Raw genomic sequence first — 26320 nt, 5'->3', positions numbered from 1 at the left:
GCCCGTCGGAACGGGCGTGGACATCCCTTCGCCAGCTTTACCTGGATCAGGTTCGACGGGTGTCATCTCAGCCCGGTGTCCCCGTGGGACCCGAGCACCCCGTGTCACTGCCGCACAACCTAGCCCAGCGAACCCGGCGGGTCCACCCCCGGGGAGGACTCTTCACGGGGCCGCCGGGGGATACGTGATTCATTGCACTCGGTGCTTCGATGCACTCAGTGCAAACATGCATTTAGCGTAAGAACATGGATGATCGAATCACCCCCCCTCGGAGCCGCCACGCCGCGCTCAAGGCGCGGCACCGCCGAGCGATCATCGATGCCGCCGCAGCTCTCATCCACGAGGCGCAGGGGCCGAGCTTCACCGTCGACGCACTGGCGGAACGGGCCGACGTCTCCCGGCGCACGGTCTTCAACCACTTCGCCTCGGTGGACGACATCGTGCTCGAGGTGTGCGGCGAGGTCATCGAGGCGGTCACCGACAGCCTCGAGGCCGACCTCGCGGCCCGCGCCGCCGGAGGAGCCGGCTCCGCTTCGGTGTTCGACCAGGTCGCCGACGCCCTGCGGGAAGCCGATCTCGTTCCGCCCATCACCTACCTCACGAGGATCCTCGGCAGCGAGGACCGCGAGCCCTCACCCAGGCAAGCGGCGCTGCTCGAGCGCGTGATGGGCGATCTCAGCGCACGTCTCGCGGCGACGGTGACACGCCACCACCCCTCGACCGACACGCTCGTGGTGGACCTGATGTTCGCCGCGCTCGTGAGCGGCCTGCTGGTGATCCACCACCGCTGGAACGCGGCGACCGGAGGCGTCGACACCGAGGAGTCCAGGCGGACGTGGGCGGAGCTGCTGGAACGGCTGATCGAAATGACCCGCACCGGTTACGGGGCGGTCGGCCCCGGCCTCTGACCGCACACTCTCTGCGCAAGCACCTGAAGGAACCATGGCTGAATTTCTCTACCGACTCGGCTCGGGCGCCGCACGGCGCGCCTGGGCCGTGATCGCCCTCTGGCTGGCGGTTCTCGTCGCCGCCGGAGCGGCGTTCGCATTCTTCTCGGGGGAACTCGAGGAGAGCTTCTCCATCCCCGGCACACCCACCTCGGAGGTCAGCGACCGGCTCTTCGAGGAGTTCTCCGGCCTGGGAGGAGGGACCGGTACGGTCGTCCTCCGGACCGACGACGGGTCGGCCTTCACCGAGGAGCAGCGCTCCGCGATCTCCGAGAGCGTCGCCGAGGCCTCGGACCTGAGCGGTGTCGAGGCCGCCGTCGACCCGTTCGTGACCGAGGCGGCCCGCGCCGAGCAGCAGCGGGAGATCGACGAGGGGCGGCCCGAACTCGAGGCCGGCCTCGAAGAGCTCCGCCTGGCCCAGCAGGGGCTGGACGGGCTCCGCGAGCAGGCCGAGGCGGCCGGCACGCTCGAGCAGGTCGAGGCCGGACTCGAACCGCAGCAGACCGAGATCGACGAGGGCCTCGCCGAGCTGGAGAGGCAGCAGGCGCTGCTGGAGGAGGGCGAGAGCCTGCTGGAGATGTCCTCCGAGATCCGCACGGTCTCCGAGGACGGCAGCACCGCGCTGGTCACCGTCGCCTTCACCGAGGCCCAGGAGGACATCTCCCAGGAGACCCGGGACGCCGTGGTCGCCACCTTCGAGGACGTCCCCGCCGAGGGTGTCACGGCCGACTTCGGCTCCGACATCACCACCGGCATGCCGAACCTCTTCGGCATCGGCGAGATCGTCGGCCTGGCCGTGGCGGCCGTGGTTCTGGTGATCATGCTGGGAACCCTGGTGGGTGCGGGCCTGCCGATCCTCACCGCGCTGGTCGGCGTCGGCGTCGGAACCCTGGCCGGAATGGCCCTGTCGGGCGTGTTCCCCATGGCCTCGGTGACCCCGATCCTGGGCGTCATGCTCGGCCTCGCGGTCGGCATCGACTACTCGCTGTTCATCATCAACCGGCACCGCCGCCAGCTGAAGCTGGGACAGGACGTCAGGGAGTCCATCGGCCTGGCCAACGGAACCGCGGGCAACGCCGTGGTCTTCGCCGGCACGACCGTGCTCGTCGCCCTGCTGGGCCTGAACCTGACCGGGATCGGCTTCCTCGGCCTGATGGGCACCGTCGGTGCGATCTCCATCCTGATCGCCGTGCTGGTGGCGGTCACCCTCACCCCGGCCCTGCTCTCCCTGGTCGGCACGCGCATCCTCTCCCACCGCGAGCGCGCGGCCCTGGACGCGGCGCCGTCCGGGAGCCAGGACGCCGGGACCGAGGTCCGTCCGATGTCGACGGGCAAGGCGATCGGCAGTGCCCTCCTCGGCACCGCCGCGCTGCTGCTCGTCGCGGTGCCGGCGCTCGACGTGCGCCTGGGCCTGCCCGACGGCTCCTCCGAACCGCACGAGTCGACGCAGTACCAGGCCTACGCGACGATCTCCGAGCAGTTCGGCGCCGGCCAGAACGGCACGCTCCTGGTACTGGCGGAGCTTCCGGACTCCGCCACCGAGGAGGAGGCCCTGGCCCACCAGGCCGAGGCCGCCGAGGTGATCCACGGCCAGGACTCCGTGACCGCGGTCGCACCCATCGCGCTCTCGGACGACCGCTCCCTCGCGACGTTCCAGGTCGTCCCGGCGGAGGGCCCGACGAGCGAGTCCACCGAGGAGCTCGTCCACACGCTGCGCGGACTGTCGCCCTTCGACGACGGCGGCACGCTCGGCGTCGCGGGCACGGCCAGCGGCAACATCGACATCTCCGACAAGCTCAGTGAGGCGCTGCCCACCTACCTCGCCGTCGTCGTGGGCTTCTCGCTGATCATCCTGGCCCTGGTGTTCCGGTCCGTCTTCGTGCCGGTCGTCGCCACGCTCGGGTTCGTCCTGTCCTACTTCGCGGCACTGGGCGGTGTCGTCGCCATCTACCAGTGGGGATGGCTCGGCGGTGTCTTCGGAGTCGACAGCCCCGGACCGATCCTGAACTTCCTGCCGACGATCCTCGCCGGCATCCTGTTCGGCCTGGCCATGGACTACATGCTCTTCCTTGGCACGGGCATGCGCGAGGCCTACGTGCACGGGGCTCCGGCGCGGACCGCCGTCGTGCAGGGCGTGCACGCGGGACGGGCCGTGGTCACGGCCGCCGCGATCATCATGATCTCGGTGTTCGGCGGCTTCGTCTTCTCGCACAGCGCGATCATCCGGCCCGTCGGGTTCGCCCTCGCCTTCGGCGTCCTGCTCGACGCCTTCGTCGTGCGCATGATGCTGATCCCCGCCCTCATGCACCTGGCCGGGGACAAGGCGTGGTGGCTGCCCCGCTGGCTCGACCGGATCCTGCCGGACGTCGACGTCGAGGGTTCCGCCCTCGCCCGGCGCCACGCGCAGGACTCCCCGGCCGAGAAGGAGCTCGTGGACGCCTCCGCGGGGACCTCGAAGGACTGATCTCCGCACCGGACGCGGAACGGCGGCCCCGCCGGGCACCTGCCCGGCGGGGCCGCCGCGCGGGTTCCCGGATTTCCGGGGAAGCACTCCGCCGGTCCGCTATCTTCTGGGGGACGACTCGGCACCCCGCCCCCCGGAGGTTCGGCGCATGACCCTCATCGAGTTCCTGAACGCCCGTCTGAACGAGGACGAGGCCGCGGCGCGCAAGGCCCTCCCCGGGCCCTGGCACGTCGTCGACGGCGACACCGATCGCGCGCAGGTGCGCGACTCCTCCGGCGGGTACGTCGCCGCGACCGGGAGCGCGGAGGCCTCCGAGGAGAGCCTTCCCGCGCCCGGCACTGCCGCCCACATCGCCCGCCACCACCCGGAGCGGGTGCTGCGCGAGGTGGCCGCCAAGCGGGCGGCGATCACCGAGATACAGCAGCACTCCGACTTCTTCGGCCGCAAGAGGAAGCCCGTCGAGGAGGGCCTGACCGGCTACACCCTCCGCGTGGCCGCTGCCGCCTACAGCGACCACCCCGACTTCGACCGGGAATGGGCCCTCTGACCCGCACGCCCCCGGTCCGCCTCGGGAAGAGGCGCATCACCGCCGGGCCGCGAAGTTCCTCTCGCTCCGCTCGTGCAGCGCGATGCCGACCGACACCGAGACGTTCAGCGACTCGGTCGAGCTGAGCATCGGGATGGACACCGTGGCCGAGGACGCCTCGTCGAAGACGTCCGAGGGTCCGCCCTTCTCGCTGCCGAAGAGGAGGGCCAGCTGCTCGTCCGCCTTTCCGAGGGACTTGAGCTCGACATCGCCGTCGGCGTCGAACACCACCAGCGGAATTCCGCGCTCGCGGACGAAGGAGATCGCGCTCTCGCGGGTGGAGAGGACGACGGGAAGGGAGAAGATGTATCCCCGGCTCGCCCTCAGCAGGCGCCGGTCGGCGATACCGGCGAGGTCGCTGTCGACGAGGATGATCCCCGAGGCGCCGAGCGCGAGCGAGGAGCGCACGATCGCGCCGATGTTCCCCACGATCTTCACCCCGTCGAGGACGACGATGTCACCGCCGCGCTCGGGGATGTCGCGGAGCTTGGCGGGCCGGGGGACGCGCGCGACACCGAACGTCTTGGGCTTGCGCTCCCCCTTGAAGACCTGGTTGACGACCGTCGATTCGACGAGGCGCACCGGAATGCCGCGCTGTGCGCACAGCTCGAGCAGCTCGGGCGAGACCTGAATACTGTCGCTGGCATAGATCTCGATGAACTCCACTCCCGCGCGAATGCACTGGAGAAGGGGTTCGGCATCCTCGATCAACGTGGTTTTCACGTTGGCCCGCGAATTCTTGGTGATATCGACGATGCGCTGAATCGCGGGTTCGGATATACTTGAAATTGTTTCCAATTCACTCATGTATCGATTCTAACAGGGGATACACGGTGGCGCGGTGGAGTCGGATACCCGAAGCCGCGTTCATGGCGAAATCGGATTGTGTGCTCCCTCGGAAGCAGCATCGGCGCGTCGCGACTTCCCGCCCCTCACCGCAAGATCTCCGGGCCGGGTGGCTCCTGCCGGCACCCCTGGAAGGGCCCTCAGCGCAGGGTCTCGTCCTCAAGGGCGAGGCACGCCGGCACGTCGTCGTTGACCGCCTGCTGGAGGCCTTCCGCGTGGGCGGCGTGCTCGTCCGCATCGTGGTCGGTGAACGAAACCAGGTACTGCGCGTAATCTCCGTAGACCTGTGCGTTCGGGGTGTCGGTCTGCCCCAGCTCGCCGTAGCCTTCGACCATCGCGCTGCTGATCTGCTCCGGATTGGTGACGAACCCGGTGGCGGGCGCGGTTTCGGCGACCTCGCTCAGCACACGGCAGAACTCCTCGTCGAGGAGCCCCGTGCTGGGGCTCTCGGCGATCGCCTCACGCAATTGTTCCCGGGCCTGCTCCTCGGCAGCCGCCAGCGCCTCGATTCGGGCCACTTCGTCCTGATAGCCCAGATAGATCAGCACCCCGCAAGAGCTCAGCACCGTCATGGTCCACCCGGCCCTGATTGCCAGCCGAGAGAGGCCGAGTCGCCAATAGGTGCGTCGCACCGCGATGTGGCCCAGTACTGCCCCCGCAGGCGGGACGAGAAAGGCCAGGATTGCGGCGAGCGCGGGCAGCCGCGTGGGTGCCAGGTCCGCGGCCGGCTCCACGGTGTCTCCCGTACCGTCTTCGGGCGTACGGTCCTCACCGAGGTTCTCCGCGGCCTTCTCCGCCGAGGCCTGGTCCGGACTCCGGTCCGCTTCATCACCCATGTCCGTCATCGCCATTTCTCTGTGCCCTTCCACGTGTGCTGCGCCATGGCGGCTGTGCGGCGTGCTGCTGTGGTGTGCCCGCTCTTCCTGGCCCACCGTGCCGCCACACTGCTGGGAGGAAAGGGCCCGGCCCCCACCTTTCGGGTGAGCTGTGGAATCCATCATGGCACCTCGGGGGAAGAGAAAAATGGTCGGCGCCGACCCCGGAACGGAAACAGGAACGGCTCGACGCCCCTCGCGGCACCCTCGTGCACGACACCGGAAACCTTGACCACGGCCCGGGGACGGCAGACTGTGTTGCGTCCTCGCGCGGCTGCTGCCACTGCCTGCTCGGCGCCCTTTCCCGCGACAATGCCCGCCTGGACCGTTACAGCCGCCGCTTTCGCGGACCCTGCCCGGAAGAGACGAACCGATGAGCCCGGATACGACGGAGAAAACCGCAGCACCGGTCCGACCGGTGAGCGCGTACACCCGCAGATCGGTGTGCCACACCCCCCGGCCCTCGGACTTCGGCCGAGCTGATGGTGGAGCTCGGTCCTCACCGTCCGGTCGCGGGCGCAGGGGCCTCGGCCCAAGCGGCCCTCCCGTGTGTCCGGTGGCTGCCACGGGCAGTCGGCCAGGGCCGCAAGCGCGGCCTGATCGGTCCCCCGGCATACCGCGACTTGCCTGCCGGACGAGTGTCCGGACCACAGCAACGCTTGCCCGGCCCGGAGCGGGGGCCTGGCGCGGCTTCGTGCGGGGACGATGCTCCGCGGCTCCGACGGCATCGTGTTCCTACGGGTCCTTGGCCGGGATCTCGCGGAAGACCCTCGGGGAGACGACGAGGCCCGGGAGCGCGGATGAGTGACCGTGGCAGCCGGTTCCGGTCCTGGCCGGCGATCATCGCCTTGTGTGCTGCCGGGCTCGCCCTCTACGTCATCGCGTCGTTCGCGGCAGGGCTGCTCTCGGGCTCACCGGTGCTCGGCGCAGCCGTCGCGGGCCCCGTGGTGCTCGGCGCGGTCGCGATCTGGCGACGCCGGACCTTCGGCGCATGGTCGTCCCGAACCGTTTCGGGACAGGCACAGGAAGCCCAGTTCTGGGTGTTCGCCCTCCTCGGCCTGATGATGTGCTTCCTCGGCGGGCAGTCCCTGGCCGTATGGCTCTACGCCCGATACGGCTCTCCGGTGTTCGACGCGGCCCAGAGCGCTCAGGGTGCGGTGCCGGCGGCTCTGCTGCTGTTTGCCCTGATCGTGGCCGCCCCGGCGGGTGAGGAGGCACTCATACGCGGTCTGATCCACCCGCTGCTGCGGTGCCGTTGGCCGGTGCTGCCCTCGGCGCTGGTCAGCTCGGTCGTGTTCGCCGCCCTGCACGGCAACCTCGTGCAGGTTGCCGTGGCACTGCCCCTGGGGATGCTGTTGGCCTTCGTCTACGAGCACGTGGGAAGGCTCTGGCCGGTGGTCGTACTGCACGCGCTGTTCAACCTCACCTCGGTCCTGGTGCCCGTTCATCTGGTCGAGGCGATGGCGACCCCGGTGGTGTTCTCCACCGCACTGGTGGGCGCGGCCTCGGTCCTGATGGTGCTGCACCCGGCCCGTGGCAGGGGCGATCGTGACGAGAAGACCCCTTCTCCGCGGTGACCGTGTAGCGGAACCCGTGTCCGAGTCGGGTTGCGGAACCCGCCACTCACCTCGGACACGGCAAGAGGACGCGAACCGGCGCCCTGGCTTGCCCAGGACGATCGGCCGCTACGGGCCATGCCGTGGGGACCTGGTCGGCCCTGGTCACCGTGCGGCGCAGAAGACCGTCATCACCGCACACCCGAGGCCGCCAAACGGCGCAGCACCTGTTCAGCGGGTCCCTGAACTCCGTTTCGCTCCATGAGGGAGCAGGTGAGCACCGAGGCCGACCAGACGGCGGCTGCGACGCACAACTGCCAGCTCAGGGCCAACGCCCCGACACCGCATACGCGCAATGTTCCGGCCGTGAGTGCCAGGAGCACGGTCTGCGACAGATAGGCCGACAGGGAGCGCTTCCCGGTGGCTGCCAGTGCCCGGCTGAGAGCTCCCGTGCCTGCTGCGCGGTAGGAGGCGGACAGAGCGATGAGCGCCAGGTAAGCCGTTCCCGCCATCAGTCCGGCCAGGCCTTGGTGCCAGGCGACCAGGGACCGTGCCAGCACACCGGTTCCGCCCATGTCTTCCCAGAGCAACAGGAGGACCGCTGTGGGCACGATCAGCCCGACCAGAACCACTCCGGCAAGCTCTCTCCGGTATCGGTGCGGCTGCTCGATCGGTCCCCGGCCCGCCAGCCACGCCCCCAGCAGTGCGCTGGGCAACGCCATCGAGGACAGGACCGTTGCCGGTGTCGCGACGGTCCAGATCACCAGGTTGGCCGCGACTCCGACGAGCTGCTCGTCGAACAGGGCCTGAGCCGCCTGACCGTGGCTGCGGGCCAGGACCGCCTCGGGCCCGACCACCGCCAGGAAGGAGGTCGACAGCGTGCAGACGAGGACGGCCAGTACCAGTGCGGTTCGCCGACGGGCGGAGGCGACAACACCGGCGACCAGCACCGTGATGAGCCCGTAGGTGCCCAAGATGTCCTGGGTGAAGGCGAGGGCGTGCACAGCTCCGAAGGCCAGTAGCCACAGGCCCCGCCTACGCAGCATCTCTGCGGCGCGTCGCTCGGCCTGCTTGCTGTCGAGCCCCGTGGCCAAGCCCGCCCGGATGGATCCGTGAGCGCTCCTCGCCAGGCCGAAACCGAGCAGAAGCGCGAAGACCGGGTAGACCCGCCCGTCGACCAGCAGGTTCATCAGGGCCGAGAGGAGACCCTCGTAGATTTCGGATGCTTTTGGGTCCGGCCGGAACCAATAATGAGTATTGGCCGCAGCAATGAGGGCCAGCATCGCTCCTCGCGCCAGGTCCGGTACGAGCATGCGCCTGTCGAAAAAGTTCCTGGTGGCTGGTGCAGGCGTTCTTGCTCTTTCACCAGGGCACATGGCGAAAAGCTACCAGATACGCGTATCTTGGACAGCTGTGCGGCATGGCAAGGCCGATGAGCAGACCTTCTGCGGAAGCCCTTCGTCCTTCGTGGAACTTTCAATGTCGATATGGCATTTTCGGCACATCATGTCCGAAGCACCAAGAACGTGTCGACACGGCAAACCAGGCGGAGCTGGAACCACTGGCTTTCCACCAGACCAAGGAGACCCCCACCGTGACCTCCTCCGACAAGACCCCCACCAGGACACTCGCGGCCGCAGGTGCGGCCGCTCTGCTGGCCCTGACCGGGTGCTCGGGCGGAACAGCCGTCTTCGACTTCACCGAGCCCATGGTGGAGCCGGCGCAGAGCATCGAGTTCCGCGTTCCGGACGAACTGATCGAGATGAGCGAAGACTACGCCGAGATACGCGTGCAGGAGTCCATCACCGTGAGCTCGGTCGAGTCCGAGGATCCCTCGCAGTGCGCCGTGGGATACCGGTTCGAATACGTCGACGGCGGCTTGGAGCGCCTCCTCGCCTACCTCGAGGAGGAGGGCGAAAAGGACGAGAGCGAGGAAGAGCGGATGGCTTACGCCCTGGTCGGCGAGCCGCTGGATTCGATCGAGCTCAGCGAGGACTACAGCTCCGCGGTGGTGCCCGTGGGCTGTGCCGTTTCTCCGAACGACACCGAGAACACCGTGAAAATATGGTTCGAGCAGACCCCTGAGAGTGGGGAAAGGAGTTTTGCCTGGGCCGAGATCACCGTCATGAAGAGTGGTGATCTGTTCGTTCACGAGTCCGAGATCATCGATGGCTGGCAGCCCGACTCCGACGGCAACTGGATCCAGGTCGACTAGACCCCGGCCTCAGCTGGTGAGAAACACGGTCGTTGTTCCGTGTGACGGGAGCGCCCCCGCGCAAGGGTGCGGGGGCGTTCGTCTGTCGGGGCTTGCCGGGACGCGTTGCAGCCCGTGGACCGCTACTCGCCGTACCCCCGATCGCCCGACTCGGCCTGGTGCTGGTCACGTTCGTATGCCGCGCCTGTGCTCGGGTGCAGCAGTGCTTCGTAGGGGCCGGGTGCCTTGGACGGTGTTCTCACCGTGAGCGTCCGGTGGCGCCGCCCGTAACCGTGCAGATCGTCGTAGAGCGCCCATTCGGTCCTGTGCGCGACCAGCGACTTGATCGGCGGCTTCGGTGTCTCCCAGATCGCGCTGGCAGTTCTGGTCCCGGACCGGAGGTCCGCGTCCTGGTGGTGTTTCGGGGTGTTCTCGGGCTTGTCGGACAGTGTCTGGGAGGCTCGGAGGGGTTCCGGGACCATGGCCGGCTGCTGCGCCCTCTCCGGGGAGGTTTCCGGGGTGGTGTGCTCGGCCCCGAGGCCGGCCTTGCGTTCCCGTGCGGTCTCCGGTTTGCCCAGCGCTTCCCATGCGGAGATCGCAGCAGCGGTTTCCTCCTCGCTCATGCCCGTGAGCAGCATGTCGAATCGGGAGGCTTCACGGTGACCGCGCTGTGCGAGCAGGTCGTTCACGACCACCCGGTCGGCCAGCGCGCGCTTCTGCTCCTGCCCGACCGCGTCTGTCTGCCGTTGTTCTCCAGGGGTGTGCGAGGGCCAAGGCTTGTCGGTGTTGTGGATGATCCAGTCGGTGTCGCGGAAGTGACCGGAGATGCTACGGCCGAATTTGGTCGCGTTGATGGGACCGCTGGACTCGAAGGCACCCAAGGAGAGCTCCCGGCCCAGCTTCTTCTCCCATCTCTTCGCCCAGCTGGCCAGTGACGGGAAGCTGTCGTGGACCGCCTGCTTGTCCAGGTACCCGTGCCCGCCCATGAAGTCACCCGGGTATCGGTCGGGATGCTGCTCTCGCCAGTACCTGCGGGCGATCCGGATCATGTGCGTGCTGTTGATGTCGAGGTCGAAGTCACTGGGCACCGATTCGAGGCCAAGGCGCCACATGGCGTCGTGCGGGCGACGCAGCGGGCGGTCCCGGCTGTCGCCGAACCATTCCCGGAGGTGCTGTGCCGCCTCGGGGGCGTCTACCAACTCCTCTTCCCTGGGCAATGTCTTGTGCATTCCCGAGAAGAACTCGGCACCGGTTCCCTTGAGTCGGATGTCAACCGTCGAGGGGTCCACCCCGTCCTGGCGCAGGGCTTCCAGCATCTCCGTGCCGAACTGCTCGTAGAGCTCCGGCGTCATCCCCATCGGGGCCTTCCGCTCGGCGAGCCACTTTATCTGGACCGGGTCGATGCCGAGGAACTCCAGGTCGCGCTTGGTGACGGCGTATCCGGAGTCGTCGCGCGGCCACCAGTCGGGGTAGGGTTCCTCGCCCTCGAGAACCCGGATCATCCGGCTGTCGAACGGATCGGTGGGATCGAGCCGATCCGTGATCTCGAGCGGCTGCCACCGAGGGGTCGGCCCCGGACCCTGCCCGTCCGGATGGCCCGCGGAGGCGCTCAGCAAGGTTGTCGCCTCGACCCCCAGCGCGGGTGCGCCGACGTTGACGCTGCTTGCTGCGGTCTGCTCCGCAGCGAGTTCCTGGCTCCTGCCCATGGAGACGCCGTCAAGCGTGCTCGGGCGGTTGCCGGGCAGGGTAACCCATTCCTTCTGCCCAAAATACCCCATGCCTGTCATCGGGATGGACAGAACGTCCCGTGCGGGCGTACGGTCGACCAGGATCACGCCGGGACCTCCACGTGTCTCCAACCAGTCGGCGACGATTCGGCGGTCCGCCGACCAGCTCGCCAGCGGTCGGTGGCGAGCCTGGAAGCTGTCGCCGACATCCAGGTCGAACCAGTCCGGCCGGGGCGCCCCCTCCGGCCAGCTCATGGCCCGGTAGCCGATCAACTCCGAGATGTCGCGCTCGGCAAGGACCTCCTGGGTCATCTCGTACTGGGTGCGCACGAAGTCTTGCAACGTGTCGCTGTTGTAGTTGAGTTCTCTTCTTACCGCCCGGCGTGTTCGTGCGTCCATGGTCCAGTCCAGGGCCTGGGTGAGACCGAACTCCTCCTTGGTGGCCTCCTGCAGCGCGAGCACGCGCACGTTGTTGTTGGAGCCGTAGGCCCAGGCTCCCATGATTTCGCTGACCGAGATCTGGCGAACCAGGGTGTCGGCCTCTGGCTGATCCATCCGCACGACCCTGTCAGGAGCGTGTTCGGGCCGATTCGGGTCGAGCTCGTCGACGTGGAGGACGTCGGCCCCCATGGAGGGGTAGCGCTCGTTGTGCGGAACAAGGACGTATCGATGGTTTCCCAACCTCTCCGACATGTCGGTTCCGACATTCAGGCCGATCGCCGCACTGACGAGCTGGCTGGTCGAGGACCGCATGCGCCTGGCGAGGGCTTCGATGGCGATGGTTTTGGCCTGGCTGGTGTGCCTGATACGACCGTCGTCGCTCAGCAGGGCCTCGCCGATGTGCTGCTGTCGAATTCGTTCCGGCGAGTCCTGAGTGGGCGGGGGAACGTACGGCTCGGACACGGGGCCGTGCTGCTTCTCTGATTCACGTTCTTGAGGAGGCACAGGTGTCTTCTCTGGTAACTGGGGGGCAGAGGATCAGAAATTCAGGGGACGGGGGGTCTTACGAGGAGGATGCTGGAGCCCGTGCGCTGGTTCTGCTGCGGGGAAACAGGCACAGGAACCGAAGGGGGAGCCTGAGTATTTTTGGAGTGGTGCTCACGTTTTTACGCTTGTGGTGGTGCTCGTGGACAAGGTCAACCCCGGCGAAGTCAGGCGACGTTGGGCGGGCTTGAGAAGAATGGGACATGGGTTCTGGGAGGGAGGTGACGGACGGGAGGGCTTGATGGTGCCCGTGGCGAGTGCTGATGCCCTCGTGCATATGCCTGACGCACCCAGCATCATGGAGCACCCGCGCTGACACATGGTGCTGTGCGCGGTTCTGTCGGACTGGCGAAGCCACGTATCAGCCGAGCCGATAACCGCAGGTGCAGAGGACACTGGATGCGGGGGTGGTCTGTGCGGAGAGTGGGCGAGAAGGCACGGCACAGGGGCTCATGCACTGCCCGGTGACTGGGTGTCCGGGTACGGGCGATGGTGGCCCTGGTAGCGCGCCGTCACCGGGGGAGCAAACGGCTTTCGCGGTCTTGGCGGAGGCGCAGGTCGGGTGCCCATGACGTTACGGGCACCCCGTCGGCCGGGTGGCAGCGGAACCATCCGGCCGACCACCGGCTCGCCCGGGAGTAGCCGAACTGCCATCCGGACGCCGGTCCCGTTCCTGCGGTCAGATGCCGCGGAGGAATTCCTCGGCCTCGTTGCGGAGGCGTTCGGGAGCCACGGACCAGACCCGGGTGCCCATCACCTCGCGCAGCCTGACCGCCTTCACCTCCCGGGGAGCATCCCTGGGCAGGCCGAGGTGGAACCACATGTGGTCGAGCCTGTCGTAAGGAAGGTCCCAGACCGGGGCGAAGGAGCCCTCCTCCGGGTTGCCGGGCTGCGGGTCGACGAACATCTTTCCCACTTCGTCGGCGGTCGCGGGCGGTTCGATCTCGAGGAGTGTGAGCCCGAGTTCATCGATGAGGCCGCGAAAGAGCACCCGGTGGTTCTCGACGAGCTCGCTTGAGGGACGCCCGCCCTTTTCGAACCACAGGGCGAACACCCATTCTGTCTCATCTGTTCGAGCGAGTTCCAGGATCAGGGGGTGCCCCTCTTCATCGGTGAAGGGGCGGTGCGCGATGCTCGGCTTCGCTCCGTAACCCTCGGTGCGGGGTGTGTTCTCCTCGAGTTGGAGTGCATCGTGCAGCCGCCGCACCTGTTCGGGGGTCAGGTCTCCGGAGGAGAACGCCATGAGCGCGGGCAGGAGCATGAGGGGTTCCTTCTTCGTTCTGGTGTGTTCGGAGGCTGGGAGGGCCAGGCCGATCGATGGGGTTTCCTGGCAGCGTGGTTGCCGTTCATCTTGGCCGCTACTCCGTGGAAAGGGAGGCGGAGAGCGGTGTGGCGGCACTCAGCGTACTGACACGGGGACCGGATCGGAACTCCTCCGCTCATGCTCTCCACGGCAGGCGACCATCCTGCCCCCTGTCCTTGGGGCACTGCAAGGGCCGATGGCCCATGGAGTGTCTTCCCGATGTTTTCCTGTCACTGTCGAGTTCTCGTACCGGTCTCCCTCGGCCGAACCATCGCACCGGCTTCGGCATCTCCCTTGTAGCAACCCCCTGCCCCCTGTCCCTCCCTCATGGAGAAGACACCTGTGCCTCTTCGAGAACGCGAACCGGAGAAGCGGCACTTCCCGGTATCTGAGCCGTACTTCTCCCCTCCGTCAGGACTTGCCGGAGCGCATTCGACAACAGCCGGCCGACTCGGTGATCGATCCGGGCCCGGCCTCCGAGGTGTGGGCCGGTGGCGGTGATGTGCCGGTAAAAGAGCACCTGTCACTGTCCGACCACAAATGTAAGGTGTTGCTCATAGACGAGCAGAAGCGGAGTGTCTGAGCGATGGCCAAGAGCGTCTTCAAGATCCCCACCAGCCTGGATCGGTCGTTCCTTGACCATGAGGTCTCGCTGTCGGGTGGCGGATGGCAGGTGCGGCCGCTGCCGATGAAGGTGATTCTGTTCTGGGCAGGTTCTCTGCTGCTGCTGTTTTGGGTCACCACCTCCACCTTCGTCTCCAGCGCCGAGGGGTGGCTCATCCTCCTGGTGGTCGTCTGGTGGCTGGCGACCACAGCCTTCTTCGGCCAGTACTCCAAGACCAAGGAGATGCGCTTCACGTCCCTGCCTGCGCTCCTGGAGTACCTGCCCCGGCCCGCGCGCCGCGTCATGACCCGGCGCGGGTCCAATCCCAGTGGCTTCTACTCCATCCTGGGTGTCAAGAGCATCGACGAGACCGGCTATATCGAGTGGTTGGACGGCACCGTCGGCCAGGCCTACCTCGTCGTCGGGTCTGCCTCGGTACTGGTTTTCGACGAGGACAAGAAGGCCATCCTCAACCGGGTCGACGCCTTCTGGCGCAAGGTCGACACCAACGCCGAGTTCATCTGGGTCACGACCAAGGAGCCCCAGCGGGTCTACCGCCAACTCGGCAACCTGGAGCTGCTCAACCGCAACCTCGAAGTCCGCGATCCCGAACTGTTCGATCTGCTCGACGAGCGGTACTCGATCCTCAAGGACTACGTGGGCGGGCAGTTCACCTCCATCCACCAGTACCTGGTGATCAAGGGGGACAACCTGGAGGCGCTGCGCCGGGCGCACGCCCTGGTGCGGGCCGAGGCCGAGGGGTCCAGCCTCATGATCAAACAGGCCGTGATGCTCGGCGCCGACGACCTCTACGACATGCTGCGGACCGTCTACACCGCCGCACGGTAGGGAGACCCCGACGACGCACGGGTGCCGGAACACCCCGGTGGCAGCGGCGTGGAGCATCGAATGTCCACCGATGTACAAGGAGAAGGTGAGGGGCGCGGATGACCGGTTCACCGTACCGAAGCAGCGCGACCGGGACCTCGCAAGGGCACCTGCCCGGCTCGCTCTCGAGGAGCGCCCGCGTATCGGGGCAGACGGACGGGACCACTTCCGGTGTGAAGGAGAACGAGGAGGGCGCCGCGAGCGTCCCGGTCCCCGGCACCTTGTTCTCCCGACTGAGGGAGAGCGGGAAGCAGGAAGCCGGGCAGACCGTCCAAGGTGAACAGGGCGACGACCCGTCCACCGGAATGAGTGCTGCCGAGCGCCGAGCAGAACGGAAGAAGGAGCGCCAGCTCGGCGGTACCTTCGACGACCACCCGCATCTGCTCGCGCTCAAACCGCGAGAGCGCTACGTCTTCCGCAGCGACTACTTCCAGATCGACGACCACCACGCGTGCGTCCTCGGCTTCTTCCACGACGACGGTGCCCGCGACGACTTCAGTGCGTTCTGGGGCATCAATCGCATCCCCGCCGGCCTGCCCGAGGACGTCACCGTCGTGGTGCTCGAACAGGTCCGACGCATGGGCGAGAAGTGGATCGAGGACCGGATCAAGACCGCGGAGAAGCTCGACCGCCTGGAGGAGGGAGAACAGGCCCAGTCAGGCACCATGAGCTCGCGGCGCAGGGCCGCCAAGGTCAGTGACGACATCGAGATCGTCTCCGGCGAGATCCAGGACGGTGCCAGCTACCTGCACGTACACAACCGCCTTCTGGTCAAGGCCCCCAGCCTGGAGGTCCTCGACGACGCGGTCGAGCGGATCGGGCGCCTGTACATCGACCGGTTCGGCACCCTCAAGGTCGCTGCCTACCCCGGCGAGCAGCGCCAGGAACTCAGCAATCTCTTCGGCAAGAACGAACGCAAGCGCGGCAGGGGCTTCCATTTCACCAGCGTGGAATTCGCCGGATCCCACTCTTTGGTCACCAACGGGCTCAACGACCCGGCCGGCGAATACGTCGGTTTCATGGTCGGTGACGTCAACAACTCCGCGGTGCTCTTCGACGTCAACGCCTACGATCACCACGTGGTCGTCGCCGACAGCACCGTCAACCCGGTGCTGGACCGGGCACACGTACCCGACATGTGGGGGTCGAAGATCTCCCAGGCGGCCCTCCTGTCCAACGCCCGCACCGTACACATCGTTCTGGACGGTGCCCGCCTGGACGATCTGGGTCCGCGGTTGGACGCCCTCACCGCACGGCTGGACATGAACTCCGGCGACATCAACATGTTCGAGATGTTCGGTTCCCAGGAGAACGAGCTCAGCATCTTCCCGGCGCACCTGGAGAAGGTCGTCCTCATGGCTGAGCAGGCCTACGAGACGACCGACCAGGACCGCTCCATCATCCGCGGTTCCCTCAAGGAGACGCTGACGCAGTTCTACATCGACAAGGGCATGTGGGCGCGCAATGCCAAGCACAACCGGGACCGCCTGCGGGTGGTGGGCGTACCTCATACCCAGGTGCCGCGCCTTCAGGACATCGTCACCTATTTCGACACCCAGTACCGCGCGTTGGCCAATTCCACCGCGCGCGACGACGAGGCACTGCACGCCTACAACATTCTGCGCCTGGTGTTCAAGGACCTGCTCGACAACAACGGCGACCTGTTCAACACCCATACCAACGACGAGATCGACGGGGTGGCGGATGCCCGCCGCGTGCTCTACGACTTCTCGCGGCTGCTCAAGCGCGGCAAGGGGGTGGCGATGGCCCAGCTGGTCAACGTCATCGGATTCGCCGTCGACAACCTCGGCCTGGGTGACACGGTGATCATCCACGGCACCGAGAGCATCGACAACCGTGTCAAGGGCTACCTCACCGAACAGTTCGAGCACCTGTTCCTGCGCGGCGGCCGGGTCGCCTACCTGTACAACGACGTCGACAAGATGCTCGCGGACTCGGCGTTCAACCGCTTCGACGCCGCCGACTGGACGGTGCTGGGGCCGATGCGTGACGCGACGGTCACCGAGTACCAGCGCCAGCTGCACCAGGACATTCCCCCCGATCTGGAGCGTCTGGTGACCACACGCGGTGAGAACCTCGCCTACCTGCGGCGGGGACACACCAACGTCGTGTTCCACATGGACCTGGCACTGGGCGTCAACCCGGCTCGGGCAGAGCGGCGGGCCGAGCTCCTGGCGGCCGGCCGACGCGGGCGGACCGAGAGGCAACAGTCCTCGGCGGTCATGGCAGCCAAAGGTGAAATCGCCGAGCAGCGCGCCCAGCGCGTGGCCGCGACCGGGGCGGAGGCGCGGCTGCGCGCCGAGCGTATGAAGCCGGCCAGGAAGCCGACCCGGCGACTGGGCAGGCAGGACCAGTTGAAGCCGGGCGACCGGACCATACGCGACCAGTGACGACGCGAGAGGGAAGGAACAGATGATGGAGCAGGGCGTCCCCTCGCGCGTACGGCGAGGCGTGTCCTTCCGCGGGAAGGGCCCCGACCTCCTTGCACGCCTCATCGTGTGGGCACTGGTGTTGGTGTTCCCGCTGACGCTGTTACTGGGGACGACAGGTACCGCGCATGCCGACGACAAGGACGACCTCGACCGTTTGTCGTTCTACCGGCTCTCCTCGTCGATGACGGCGCTGTTCTCCACTGCGCAGGAACCCGGCAGCGAGATCAACCTCGAGGAGGACGGTTGGTACGAGCTCCTGGACAATCCGGCCAGCGCCGGGTCGATGCTCGGCTATGCCGACTCCAACTACAACCCGATCATGGGATGGCTCAACTCCCACATCGCCCAGTCGTCGGACAGCGTCGGTTACGACACGCTGATCGGTACCGAGGACGCAGGGATCTCCGGGGTACAGGGCGCGCGTGAATATGCGCTGTTCGGCGCCACGCTCAACGGGTTGGGGCTGGATTCCACCAGTACGGGGCTCTCGCTGGGGTTCTTCAACATGGTCGCGGGCGGGATCATCTTCATCCTGTTCATGTGCACCGCCGCCGTCGATCTCCTGTGGTCGGTCCTCATCTCCGGGCTGGCCTGGCTCAACCCCTTCAAGCTGTTCTACGGGGCGATCCATGTGCTCAACCCGGAGTTCGCGAACGGGATGACCGGAGGAGAGGGAGGGCCCCCGGGGTTTCTCACCAGTCTCTCCGAATGGCTCGGCTCCTGGTATCTGGTCCTGGTCGAACTGTCGTGGATGGTGATGGTCCCGCTGTTCATCGGTACCTTCCTGTTCAGCATCGTGATGTTCAAGAAGTTCGACAAGGGCTCGGCGCTGAAGAAGTTGTTCATCCGACTGCTCTTCCTCGGGCTGGGGTTGCCGCTTCTCGGATCGATGTACACCGGCATGCTCGACGCCATGAAGCAGGCTACCGAGGAGGGGAATTCGGGCTCCACACGCGTGGTGCTCTCCACGTTCGTCGACTTCGAAGGTTGGGCGATGCAGCAGCGCCTGCGCGTGCCCGACCGGGATACCCATGACGTGCACATCGAATGGGACCACCGCAGGAATGCCCCCTCCGGACGCTCACAGGCGAGCGTGCGCGAACTGGCCCTGCTGATCAACGCCCAGGTCATGGGGCTGGAGGGCCGGATCGACCCGGTGACTGCCGGCGACGGCGGCTCGTGGAACCAGACCGCGCTGGAACCGGCTGCGGAATCGTCCTTCACCGCGAGCGAGTACTCCCGGGTCGCGGACATCCTCTTCCGGTACATGGGCAATGCCCATGTATCTGCCTCGTCATTCGAGACCCAGTCCAAGGCCACTCTGGACTGCGATGGCGACGAATGCAAGGCGCGTGACTGGTTCGAAGACTACATCGGAGATCCGGAAGACGTCGCGAAAATCGATGCAAAGGAAGAGGTTGAGGTCACCAAAAATCCATTGATCTGGGTGAACGAAAACACGGGCCTGGGTGCTTACCGGGAGATGCCGGATGAGCCCATCGAATCCTTCTTCGACTTCTTCACCATCTTCCGGTACACCAGTTTTCACACCAGGGGTGACGTCAGCGACTGCGGATTGAGGTTGGCCAAGCCCGATGGTTCTCCCGAAGCTTGCAATCTCGCGCCGCTGGCGATGTACAACTACCTCAACACCGATTTCGGTCCGACGTCCTACACGGCCTATTCCTCAGGAAAAACTACCAGCGAGGCCACCCGGTCCATCCACAACTCGGTGTCGATGGTGGGCACCGGAACGATGAGCTTCGTGTACTGGACCAACGCTGTCGTGCTGCTGGGCGCGTTCATCACCATCGGCTTCGGTTACGCCATCGCGATGCTGATCGGCAACATCCGCAGGAGTTTCCAGCTGATGACAGCGATTCCGTTCGCGACACTGGGCGCTATGGCGGGTATCGCGAAAGTGATCATCTACTCGATCGCCATGATCATGGAAGTCGTGATCACGCTCTTCCTGTACAAGTTCGTGCAGGAGTTCCTGCTGAGCATTCCGAACATCATCGAGATCCCGTTCTCGCGGGTCCTCAACAGCAACGGCGAGGACGATGATCTGGGGATGATCGGCTTTCTGATGTCCGGAGGGTTTGTCGCCATGGTCGTCACCTTGGTGTCGATCATCGTGGTCGTCCTCTTCACGATCATGGCGATGCGCCTGCGCAAAACCTTGGTCAAGGCCGTGGAGGAGGCCTCCACCAAGCTGGTCGAGAAGCTCACCGACTCCCAGGTCGCCCCTCCGGGCGGCGGGGGCGGTCGGATGCTGCCCGCCATGGCCGGAGGAGCCGCCGGCGGCGCCGGTTCGGCGATGGCCAACCGGATGGTGGGCGGTGGCACCCCTCAGGGCGGGAGGAGCCCGAACGCGGGCGGCACCAACGGCGGAGGCCCCGAGGGCATCAGCACTTCGGCGTCGAACAGCAGCGACACCACGGTCGGTGGAGAGGTGGACACGGACGGAACGCTGGAGGGGCCCGAAGGCGGTGGCGGTCAGGACGACCGCCAGCCGGGTCCGGGTCTGGATCTCGGTGGACAGGAAGGGGACGCCGAGCGGGAGGCCAGACTCGGCCGGCACGTCGAATCCCACGGCCTGTCGCTTCCCCCGGGCAGCGACGAGCCCGGGCCTTCCGACCCGGACAACCCGCGTGTCGGTGACGACAGCGATCCGATGGATGTCGCGGTCGGCTCCGCCCAGCAGTCCGCCGACAGCTACAGGGAGTCCGACCAGGCGAGGCTCGGCGCGGCGAAGGACGGTGCCGCGGCGGGTGTCCATGCCGGGGTGGCTGCCGGCCGGGCTGCGGCAGGCGACAGTGCCGGCGCGGCCAAGTCGGCAGGTGAGGCCGCGAACAAAGGTGGTTCGGCCATGGCGAAGAATGCCCAGGCGGATCAGCACAAGGAACAGGCCGGAAAGTCCTCCCTCGACAACCCGGCTCCGAACCCCAAGCACGAACGGCGCATTCAGCAGGGACAACAGATCTCACAGGCCGGGCGCACCGTGTCCGACACCGCGGGTATGGCCGGCGGAGGCACCGGTGGCAAACCCGATGGCGGTGGCCCCAAGCCGAGTGGTTCCACTTCCCCGACCGGCCGAAATACAGGTAAATCGAGCTGAGGCAGGAGAAGGGGAACGCAGGGGCGGACGAGGAGTGGGGGCGGAGTTTGCAGGCCCCGCCCCACTCGGGTCCTTGCGCCGAGCCGGTACCGTTTGTCCTCATATTTCATGTGACAAGGTATAAAAGAGAGTTGTTGGCATCTATGTTCGATGGATAGAATCGACCTATATTCCGATTAGTTCCCTACCCCCGCCCCCCGTAACCCCCAACAGATCCTCATCAGACTTCGCAGGGCTTTGCTGCGCCTTCCGCTGCCCTGCGTTATGTGAAGGATCCGAACAGGACAAGGACAAGCATGAACATCACCAATCTCCCCGCTGCGGGTTGGGACCTCGTCTCCTTCTTCGAGAACGCCCGCGAGTACGTGGGCACGGCCGGCGGTGGTCTCCTTGCGCTGATGGGCACCGTCGGCGTCGTGTGGGGCGGCGTCCTGCTCATCAAAAAGTTGATGGCGTCGCATCAGGACCAGACGAGCTGGATCAAGATCATCAGCCTGATCCTCATCGGCGGCGCGCTCATGGTGGGTGGATTCTCCCTCATCTCCAACATCGCCGCGGGCGGCCGCACCACGATCGAGGACCTGGGGGGCGGCATGATCCTCCTCCAGAGCCTTCTCTGACCCACGGTCCGGCCGAGCCCCGATCGGCACATGCGGGAGGGCCGGCGGTCAACGAGGCCGTCGGCCCTCCCGTGCCTCCGGAGCCTTCCGCCGACGGGACAGCGCTGCCGGGGCACCGACAGGCCACATGCACCTGAACAGCGGAGCAGTAGAAGGGCTGGCATGAAAGAGACCGCGAAGACCTACGCGGCGAAGTTGAAGCTGGGTCCCCACCATGCCATCGAGCGGTTCGGGGTCGTCACCGGCGTCATCGCCACCACGTTCGCGATGCTGCTGGTGGGCACTCTTGTCTCGGCCACCGCCAACAACAGGGCCCGCCTGGACGAGACCGCGCTGTACACGCCCTCCTTCACCACGTCCAGGACCGAGCTGTCCGGCAGCGTCGACGGGGTGTACACCAACGGCGAGCGCACCCGCGCTCTGGTTCTCATGCGGTTCGACAGCTCCGCCGCCGGGTCGTTCTCGACCGACGCCGCCAACTACCAGGCCTTCCTCACCGGTTCCAACGAACAACTCGACACCCAGGCGCTGGCGACCACCATCACCGGCTCGATCATCGTGTTCGGCTCCACCGGTTACCTGGGGGTGGTGCTCGACTCCGACGCACCGTTCGAGCAGCAGATCGCGAGCCTGACCCTGCGGGCCAACAGTGAGCTGGTCTACAAGGAAGGCTCGGGGCGCGAGCTCCGCGAGGACCTGAAGGACGACGGCAGCTTCACCGAGTTCGACCAGTGGCGGCTGTTCATCAACCCCGGGGCCTCGGGTACCGAAGAGGCGGAATCGCTGGACAGCGAGCGCATCGACCCCGCGGCCCTGTACTACGAGCTCGTGGTCGCCGAGCAGGAGCAGGAGATCCGTGAGTCGATGGACGAGCAACTCATGGAGATGCGCGCCGTCCTCAACCGGATCGACGAGTACGACGGCGAGATGAGTCGGGTCAACGTCGACGGGGTGTTCATCGAACCGCCTGCGGTGCCGGTGCAGGTCGACGGGGACACCGTGACCGGTGATCCGGCCGATGACGAGGCCGAGTCCACACTCTCGCTGGAGAGCGCATGGGTGGACCCACGGGGTTACGACTTCGACTGGCGTTCGGGCTCGGTCGAGGAAGGCTATCTGGACGCGATCATGCCCCCGGGCGAGACCTCCTACGTCACGTTCCTGGGAGACAAGGCCCGTGCGGAGGACGAGGAGAATCCCGGGTTCGCGGCCAACGACATGGAGTGGCTTCTCACCGACGGCAGCAACCTGAAGGAGTACGGGCAGACGAGCCAGGCGATGGAGCCGCTGGTCAACATCATGAACAACACCACGCAGGCCTACCAGGACTACTACCACATCAAGACCGCCTACCAGGTCGACTCCTACAGCGAGTTGCTGGAGCTGGAAGTGATGTTGCGCGGTGTCGACTCGTCCGGATCGGTCAACGCGGACGAGGAGGCCCTGCTCACATACTGACGCGAGGCGGTACGGGCGCGGTACAGGGAATGCGGACGAAGGCGTCCAGAGGTGAGAGGAGAGGGCGCCATGGCGGTGACCGGTGGTGGCGGGGCAGGAGGTGTGCAACCTCCGGGTTCCGCTTCGGACGCGTCGGACCAGGTCGGCCAGGCCGCCCGGAAGGTGGCGCCCGATGCCGGCGATACCGCTCGCACCGATGGGGCACAGGGTGTCCCGGGAACAGAAGGGGCCGACACCGAGCAAGCGGCGAATCCTCTGAAGGACCCGACCGGGGCTGCAGGCCGGGACACCCCCGAGCTGGGTGCCGGGGGCACCTCCGAGGCGGCCAAGGGCGGTCCTGAGTCCGACAAGGGCGGCGTCGCCAAGGGAGCGGGCGCGGTCGCTGCGGTTCCGGCGATCGGTGTCGGTGCTCAGCTCATGGTCCTCATGATGTTCCTCAACTGGCTCAAGGGCCTGCTGCTCGCGATCGCGGCCATGGTCATGAACCTGTTGAACCTGCTCTGGACGCTGGTGGTCGCGGCCTTCAAGGCCGTCGCGGGTTTCGCCCTTGCGGTGGGCGCGGCCATCGCCTCGGCCGTGGGCGGAGCGATCAGCGCGGTCACCGGCGCAGCTCTTTCGATCGGTGCGGCCGTCATGGCCGTGATCAGTCTGGCCGTCGGCACCTCGCACACGGTCCAGGAGGGCCAGGCCATCGCTCAGCGCGACGCCCTGCCGGAGGATTGCCGTCCCATGACGGAGGCGACCGTGCGTGAGATCGATGGCAACACCCGGTCCGGGGCCGATACCGCGGACATGGAGGCGACGGCCGAGGAGATCTATTCGATCCTGGCGGGGATGGGCATGCAGGACGAGAACATCGCGGGCGTCCTGGGCAACTTCCAGCAGGAGTCGAGGATCGATCCGACGGCCGTCGAGACGATCTACACCGAGCCCTACAAGGTCGGCCCGCGCAAACGAGAAGCCGAGGAGAACGGTTTCCAGGTCGAACTGATCGACTCCGACTACGCCGCGACATGGCCCGCCATCGACCTGGTGGGCATCGGTCTGGGTCAGTGGACGAACGGCCGCAACACCATGCTCACCGACTACGCCGACAGCACCGGCGGGAAGTGGTGGGATGTCGAGACCCAGCTCAGCTTCATGATCTCCGACGACGACCCCGCGCGTGTGCGCTTCGTCAAGGAGCTCATCGAGGACTCCTCCGGCTCGATCGAGGAATCGACCCGGGACTGGATGGTCGAATGGGAGGGCCTGTCACTGAGTGTCGCGGTGAACCGGCCGCGGCTCACCGAACGCCAGGAGTACGCCGCCGTGTGGTTCGCCAAGATGGAGGACTGGGAGGCCGACAAGGAACGGGCCGGGTCCATCCTTGACCAGGCCCGGACCACGGTCGACGCCGCCAACCAGGATCGCCGCAGCGCTGTGGTGCAGGAGTGCCGCACCGCCGATGTCGATGGAGCCAAGGGCGACGTGGTATCGGCCGGCGAACAGATTCCCTGCGCCTCCCTGGGACGCATGCACCCGGACGCCTGCCGGCTGCACGAGCACCTCCAGGAGGAGTTCGGCGGCTTCTTCCTGTCGGCCGGCGGCCAGCGCAACGAGCAGGGCAGCAACCACAACAACGGTCAGGCCATCGACTACATGATGGCGCCGCTCGGCTCCGTCCCCAGTGAGGACATGCACGAGACAGGGATGACGATCGTCAACTACCTCATCCCGCGGGCCGAGGAGTTCAACATCAAGGGCATTCTGTGGGACGGCCGCAAATGGGCCACCGGGAACGACCCGGTCGGGCCGTGGAACAACGAGACCACGCGGTACGCAGGCGGGCGCGGGAACAACACGCAGAACCACGTCGACCACATCCACATCAGCGTAGGGCCCGACCGTTTCATGTAGCCGGGCCAGGGCGGTCCTGCAAACGGAGAGGAGCGGTGGAACGGGTCGGGACTTCCTCCGCGCCGGGACCGAACACCAGCAGGGAAGGAGCGCGGCGATGGCCGACAAGGGCGCACCGGACAGCGGTGGCGGTGCTTCGCGGGAGACGGCCCCGAGGAAACCCTGGCGCGAGATGAGCAGAGAGGAGGTGATGGAGCGCCTCGACGCCTACCACGCCGAGCAGCGCGCCAGGCGAAGGCGGATGACCGGTGACGACGTGCAGGAGATGCTGCGCGATCGCCGCGCCAGACGGCAGGAGCGCAAGCGTGAGCGCGCAGAGCAGCGAGACAGCGGCCAGGCGATCCGGCGTGAGCCGGGCCGAGTCGTGCGCCTGGCTCTGGGCGGTGTCTTGATGGCCGGCGCCATCGGGACCGGGGCGCTGGCCGCATCCAGTACCGATGCCGCACAGGTCCGGAGCGAGAACAACGATCTGGAGATCGCCCTGCTCGAAGGCGAGGTCCGTGCCTTGGAAGCCGCCTCGTGGAACGACGAGGACGCCGTCGCGCTCGAGGAGCAGCTGGACCAGGCCGTGGCGCAGGCCAGGGAGAAGGGCGAGGAGGTCGCCGAGCTTCAGAACGCCTACCAGGAGATCCTCGCCGACCTCAACGACGTGCAGCTGCCGGGGGACGGAGACGGGAGCGAGGCGTTCGCACCCGTGGGCGAACTCCGCAAGGAGCTTGTCGACCACTTCGACGAGTCGGCCCGGATCATCGAGGACGAAGAGTCCTACCGCCCGGGTGCGGATGTTCCGTACGGCCCTGGCGAGATCGATGTGCTCTCCCCCTGGTACATCCGCTACACGGACGAGAACCGCAGTGAGTACGCCGAGGCGTCACTGAATTCCTGGGCATTGGTCTCGGCCACACCTCAAGCGGAATCCCCCGGAGCCGTGAGCGTGGCCTGGCTCAACCGCGACGACTCCAGCGGTGACCTGCTGGCCTGGGCCCGGGGCGTCTACGACGCCGACGCGGGAACGTTCCACAGCCTGTACGTCGGCCAGACCACGCTCGGCGACCTTCCCGCAGACAAGGCGGACGAGGGGGGCCAGAGCTGATGGGGTTTCTCCGACGCAACGCCTTCCCGTTGACCGCGGCCGCGCTGCTACTGGTGGCGGGTGGTTCCTTTGCCGCCACCCGAGGGGAACAGGAGGCGTCCCTTGTCGACCAGGAGCGGCGGATCGAGGAGCTGCTGGTGCGCAAGGCCGAGCTCGAGGAAACACAGGGGGAGAGGGAGCGTGAGGTCGTCGGCCAGGTCATGGGCGCCGACCGCGCACGGCTGGACGCAGACGAAGAGCTCATCGGCCGCTTGCTGGACACCGCTCTGACGTGGGAGAGCCACGCCGAGTACGTCGACGCGCGCAGCTCCATGGTGTCTGTCTACGGCCTCGCCGAGGACTCGGCGTTCATGACCGTCTTCCTGCCCGAGCCGACGGTGAACGTCGATGCCGAGGGCACCGAGTACGCGCTGATCGACCTGCTCGGGCTGGACTCGCGAGTGGAGGACTTCCGTGCGGAGCTGTTGTCGGTACGGGGCACCGAGTACAGCTACTTCCTCCTGGTCGACGTTCGGAGCACCTCCGACGACGGCCAGGCCGGTGCCCGCAGTACGTCGGCAGTTCTGCTGACCACCGACGGCGACGGTGGCGTCTCCGGTGTCGAAGGCTATGCCTCCACGTCCCGGGTGCGCTCCTCGGGTCCTGACTGATGTTGTGCGGACCTGGCGGTACAGCGACCCCCGGCCTGGGATTCGCGGCAAG

The 26320-nt window shown here is 66.8% G+C and carries 18 protein-coding genes and 1 riboswitch; of the genes, 13 read left to right on the top strand and 5 right to left on the bottom strand.

All coding sequences use genetic code 11. From position 1 onward, the window contains the following. Positions 1-6: 6 nt before the first annotated feature. A riboswitch (TPP riboswitch) is annotated at positions 7-112 on the bottom strand. 133 nt (positions 113-245) lie between these two features. The 3 genes from FHS13_RS17670 (at position 246) to FHS13_RS17660 (ending at position 3958) form a co-directional block, all read left to right on the top strand. Continuing rightward, entirely contained in the window at positions 246-908 is a 663-nt protein-coding gene (locus tag FHS13_RS17670; RefSeq protein ID WP_184293053.1) for a TetR/AcrR family transcriptional regulator, read from the top strand. A gap of 34 nt (positions 909-942) precedes the next feature. After that, complete coding sequence (locus FHS13_RS17665) at positions 943-3411, top strand: MMPL family transporter (protein ID WP_184293052.1); 2469 nt, start codon at positions 943-945, stop codon at positions 3409-3411. Between the two features lie 148 nt (positions 3412-3559). Continuing rightward, positions 3560-3958 carry a DUF6221 family protein gene (locus FHS13_RS17660; protein ID WP_184293051.1) on the top strand — a complete coding sequence of 133 codons (399 nt, stop codon included), beginning with the start codon at positions 3560-3562 and terminating at the stop codon, positions 3956-3958. A 36-nt stretch (positions 3959-3994) separates the two neighbouring features. Here FHS13_RS17660 and nshR read toward each other — a convergent pair whose 3' ends face one another. Beyond that, positions 3995-4804 carry an NshR/TsnR family 23S rRNA methyltransferase gene (gene nshR, locus FHS13_RS17655; protein WP_184293050.1) on the bottom strand — a complete coding sequence of 270 codons (810 nt, stop codon included), beginning with the start codon at positions 4802-4804 and terminating at the stop codon, positions 3995-3997. Positions 4805-4983: 179 nt separating this feature from the next. Then, complete coding sequence (locus FHS13_RS17650) at positions 4984-5694, bottom strand: hypothetical protein (RefSeq protein WP_184293049.1); 711 nt, start codon at positions 5692-5694, stop codon at positions 4984-4986. 824 nt (positions 5695-6518) lie between these two features. Here FHS13_RS17650 and FHS13_RS17645 point away from each other — a divergent pair. Beyond that, complete coding sequence (locus tag FHS13_RS17645) at positions 6519-7295, top strand: CPBP family intramembrane glutamic endopeptidase (protein ID WP_184293048.1); 777 nt, start codon at positions 6519-6521, stop codon at positions 7293-7295. A gap of 170 nt (positions 7296-7465) precedes the next feature. Here FHS13_RS17645 and FHS13_RS17640 read toward each other — a convergent pair whose 3' ends face one another. After that, on the bottom strand, positions 7466-8587 hold the full coding sequence (locus FHS13_RS17640) for a DUF418 domain-containing protein (protein ID WP_246405402.1): 1122 nt from the start codon (positions 8585-8587) through the stop codon (positions 7466-7468). 281 nt (positions 8588-8868) lie between these two features. Between FHS13_RS17640 and FHS13_RS17635 the strand changes: the two genes are divergently transcribed. Beyond that, entirely contained in the window at positions 8869-9489 is a 621-nt protein-coding gene (locus FHS13_RS17635) for a hypothetical protein (protein WP_184293047.1), read from the top strand. Between the two features lie 122 nt (positions 9490-9611). On the opposite strand, the gene FHS13_RS17630 is transcribed toward FHS13_RS17635, so the two are convergent. After that, the gene (locus FHS13_RS17630; protein WP_184293046.1) at positions 9612-12098 is read right to left on the bottom strand and encodes a hypothetical protein; all 2487 of its coding nucleotides are present in this window, start codon (positions 12096-12098) and stop codon (positions 9612-9614) included. A gap of 760 nt (positions 12099-12858) precedes the next feature. After that, positions 12859-13440, bottom strand: a complete 582-nt coding sequence (locus FHS13_RS17625) for a hypothetical protein (protein WP_184293045.1) — start codon at positions 13438-13440, stop codon at positions 12859-12861. Between the two features lie 628 nt (positions 13441-14068). Between FHS13_RS17625 and FHS13_RS17620 the strand changes: the two genes are divergently transcribed. The 8 genes from FHS13_RS17620 to FHS13_RS17585 all read left to right on the top strand — a co-directional run bounded on the left by FHS13_RS17620 (position 14069) and on the right by FHS13_RS17585 (position 26268). Continuing rightward, entirely contained in the window at positions 14069-14935 is an 867-nt protein-coding gene (locus FHS13_RS17620; protein ID WP_184293044.1) for a hypothetical protein, read from the top strand. 212 nt (positions 14936-15147) lie between these two features. Beyond that, positions 15148-17385 (top strand): hypothetical protein, encoded by a 2238-nt coding sequence (locus FHS13_RS17615; RefSeq protein ID WP_343065070.1) that lies wholly within the window; start codon positions 15148-15150, stop codon positions 17383-17385. Positions 17386-17410: 25 nt separating this feature from the next. After that, positions 17411-20548 carry a hypothetical protein gene (locus FHS13_RS17610; protein ID WP_184293042.1) on the top strand — a complete coding sequence of 1046 codons (3138 nt, stop codon included), beginning with the start codon at positions 17411-17413 and terminating at the stop codon, positions 20546-20548. Positions 20549-20844: 296 nt separating this feature from the next. Next, positions 20845-21168, top strand: coding sequence for a hypothetical protein (locus FHS13_RS17605; RefSeq protein WP_184293041.1), 324 nt, complete (start codon positions 20845-20847; stop codon positions 21166-21168). 162 nt (positions 21169-21330) lie between these two features. Next, a complete protein-coding gene (locus FHS13_RS17600; RefSeq protein WP_184293040.1) occupies positions 21331-22626 on the top strand; it encodes a hypothetical protein in 1296 nt (431 codons plus the stop codon). A gap of 102 nt (positions 22627-22728) precedes the next feature. Further along, positions 22729-24525 (top strand): phage tail tip lysozyme, encoded by a 1797-nt coding sequence (locus FHS13_RS17595; RefSeq protein WP_343065069.1) that lies wholly within the window; start codon positions 22729-22731, stop codon positions 24523-24525. A gap of 97 nt (positions 24526-24622) precedes the next feature. Continuing rightward, positions 24623-25618: a hypothetical protein gene (locus tag FHS13_RS17590; RefSeq protein ID WP_184293039.1), complete on the top strand. Its 996-nt coding sequence runs from the start codon at positions 24623-24625 to the stop codon at positions 25616-25618. Then, a complete protein-coding gene (locus FHS13_RS17585) occupies positions 25618-26268 on the top strand; it encodes a hypothetical protein (RefSeq protein ID WP_184293038.1) in 651 nt (216 codons plus the stop codon). Before FHS13_RS17590 ends, FHS13_RS17585 begins: the two co-directional genes overlap by 1 nt. Positions 26269-26320: the final 52 nt, after the last annotated feature.

The organism is Nocardiopsis algeriensis, from assembly GCF_014203695.1.
Lineage (GTDB): Bacteria > Actinomycetota > Actinomycetes > Streptosporangiales > Streptosporangiaceae > Nocardiopsis > Nocardiopsis algeriensis.
The sequence above is the reverse complement of the archived record's forward strand: the minus strand, read 5'-3'. Positions and strand labels throughout refer to the sequence as shown.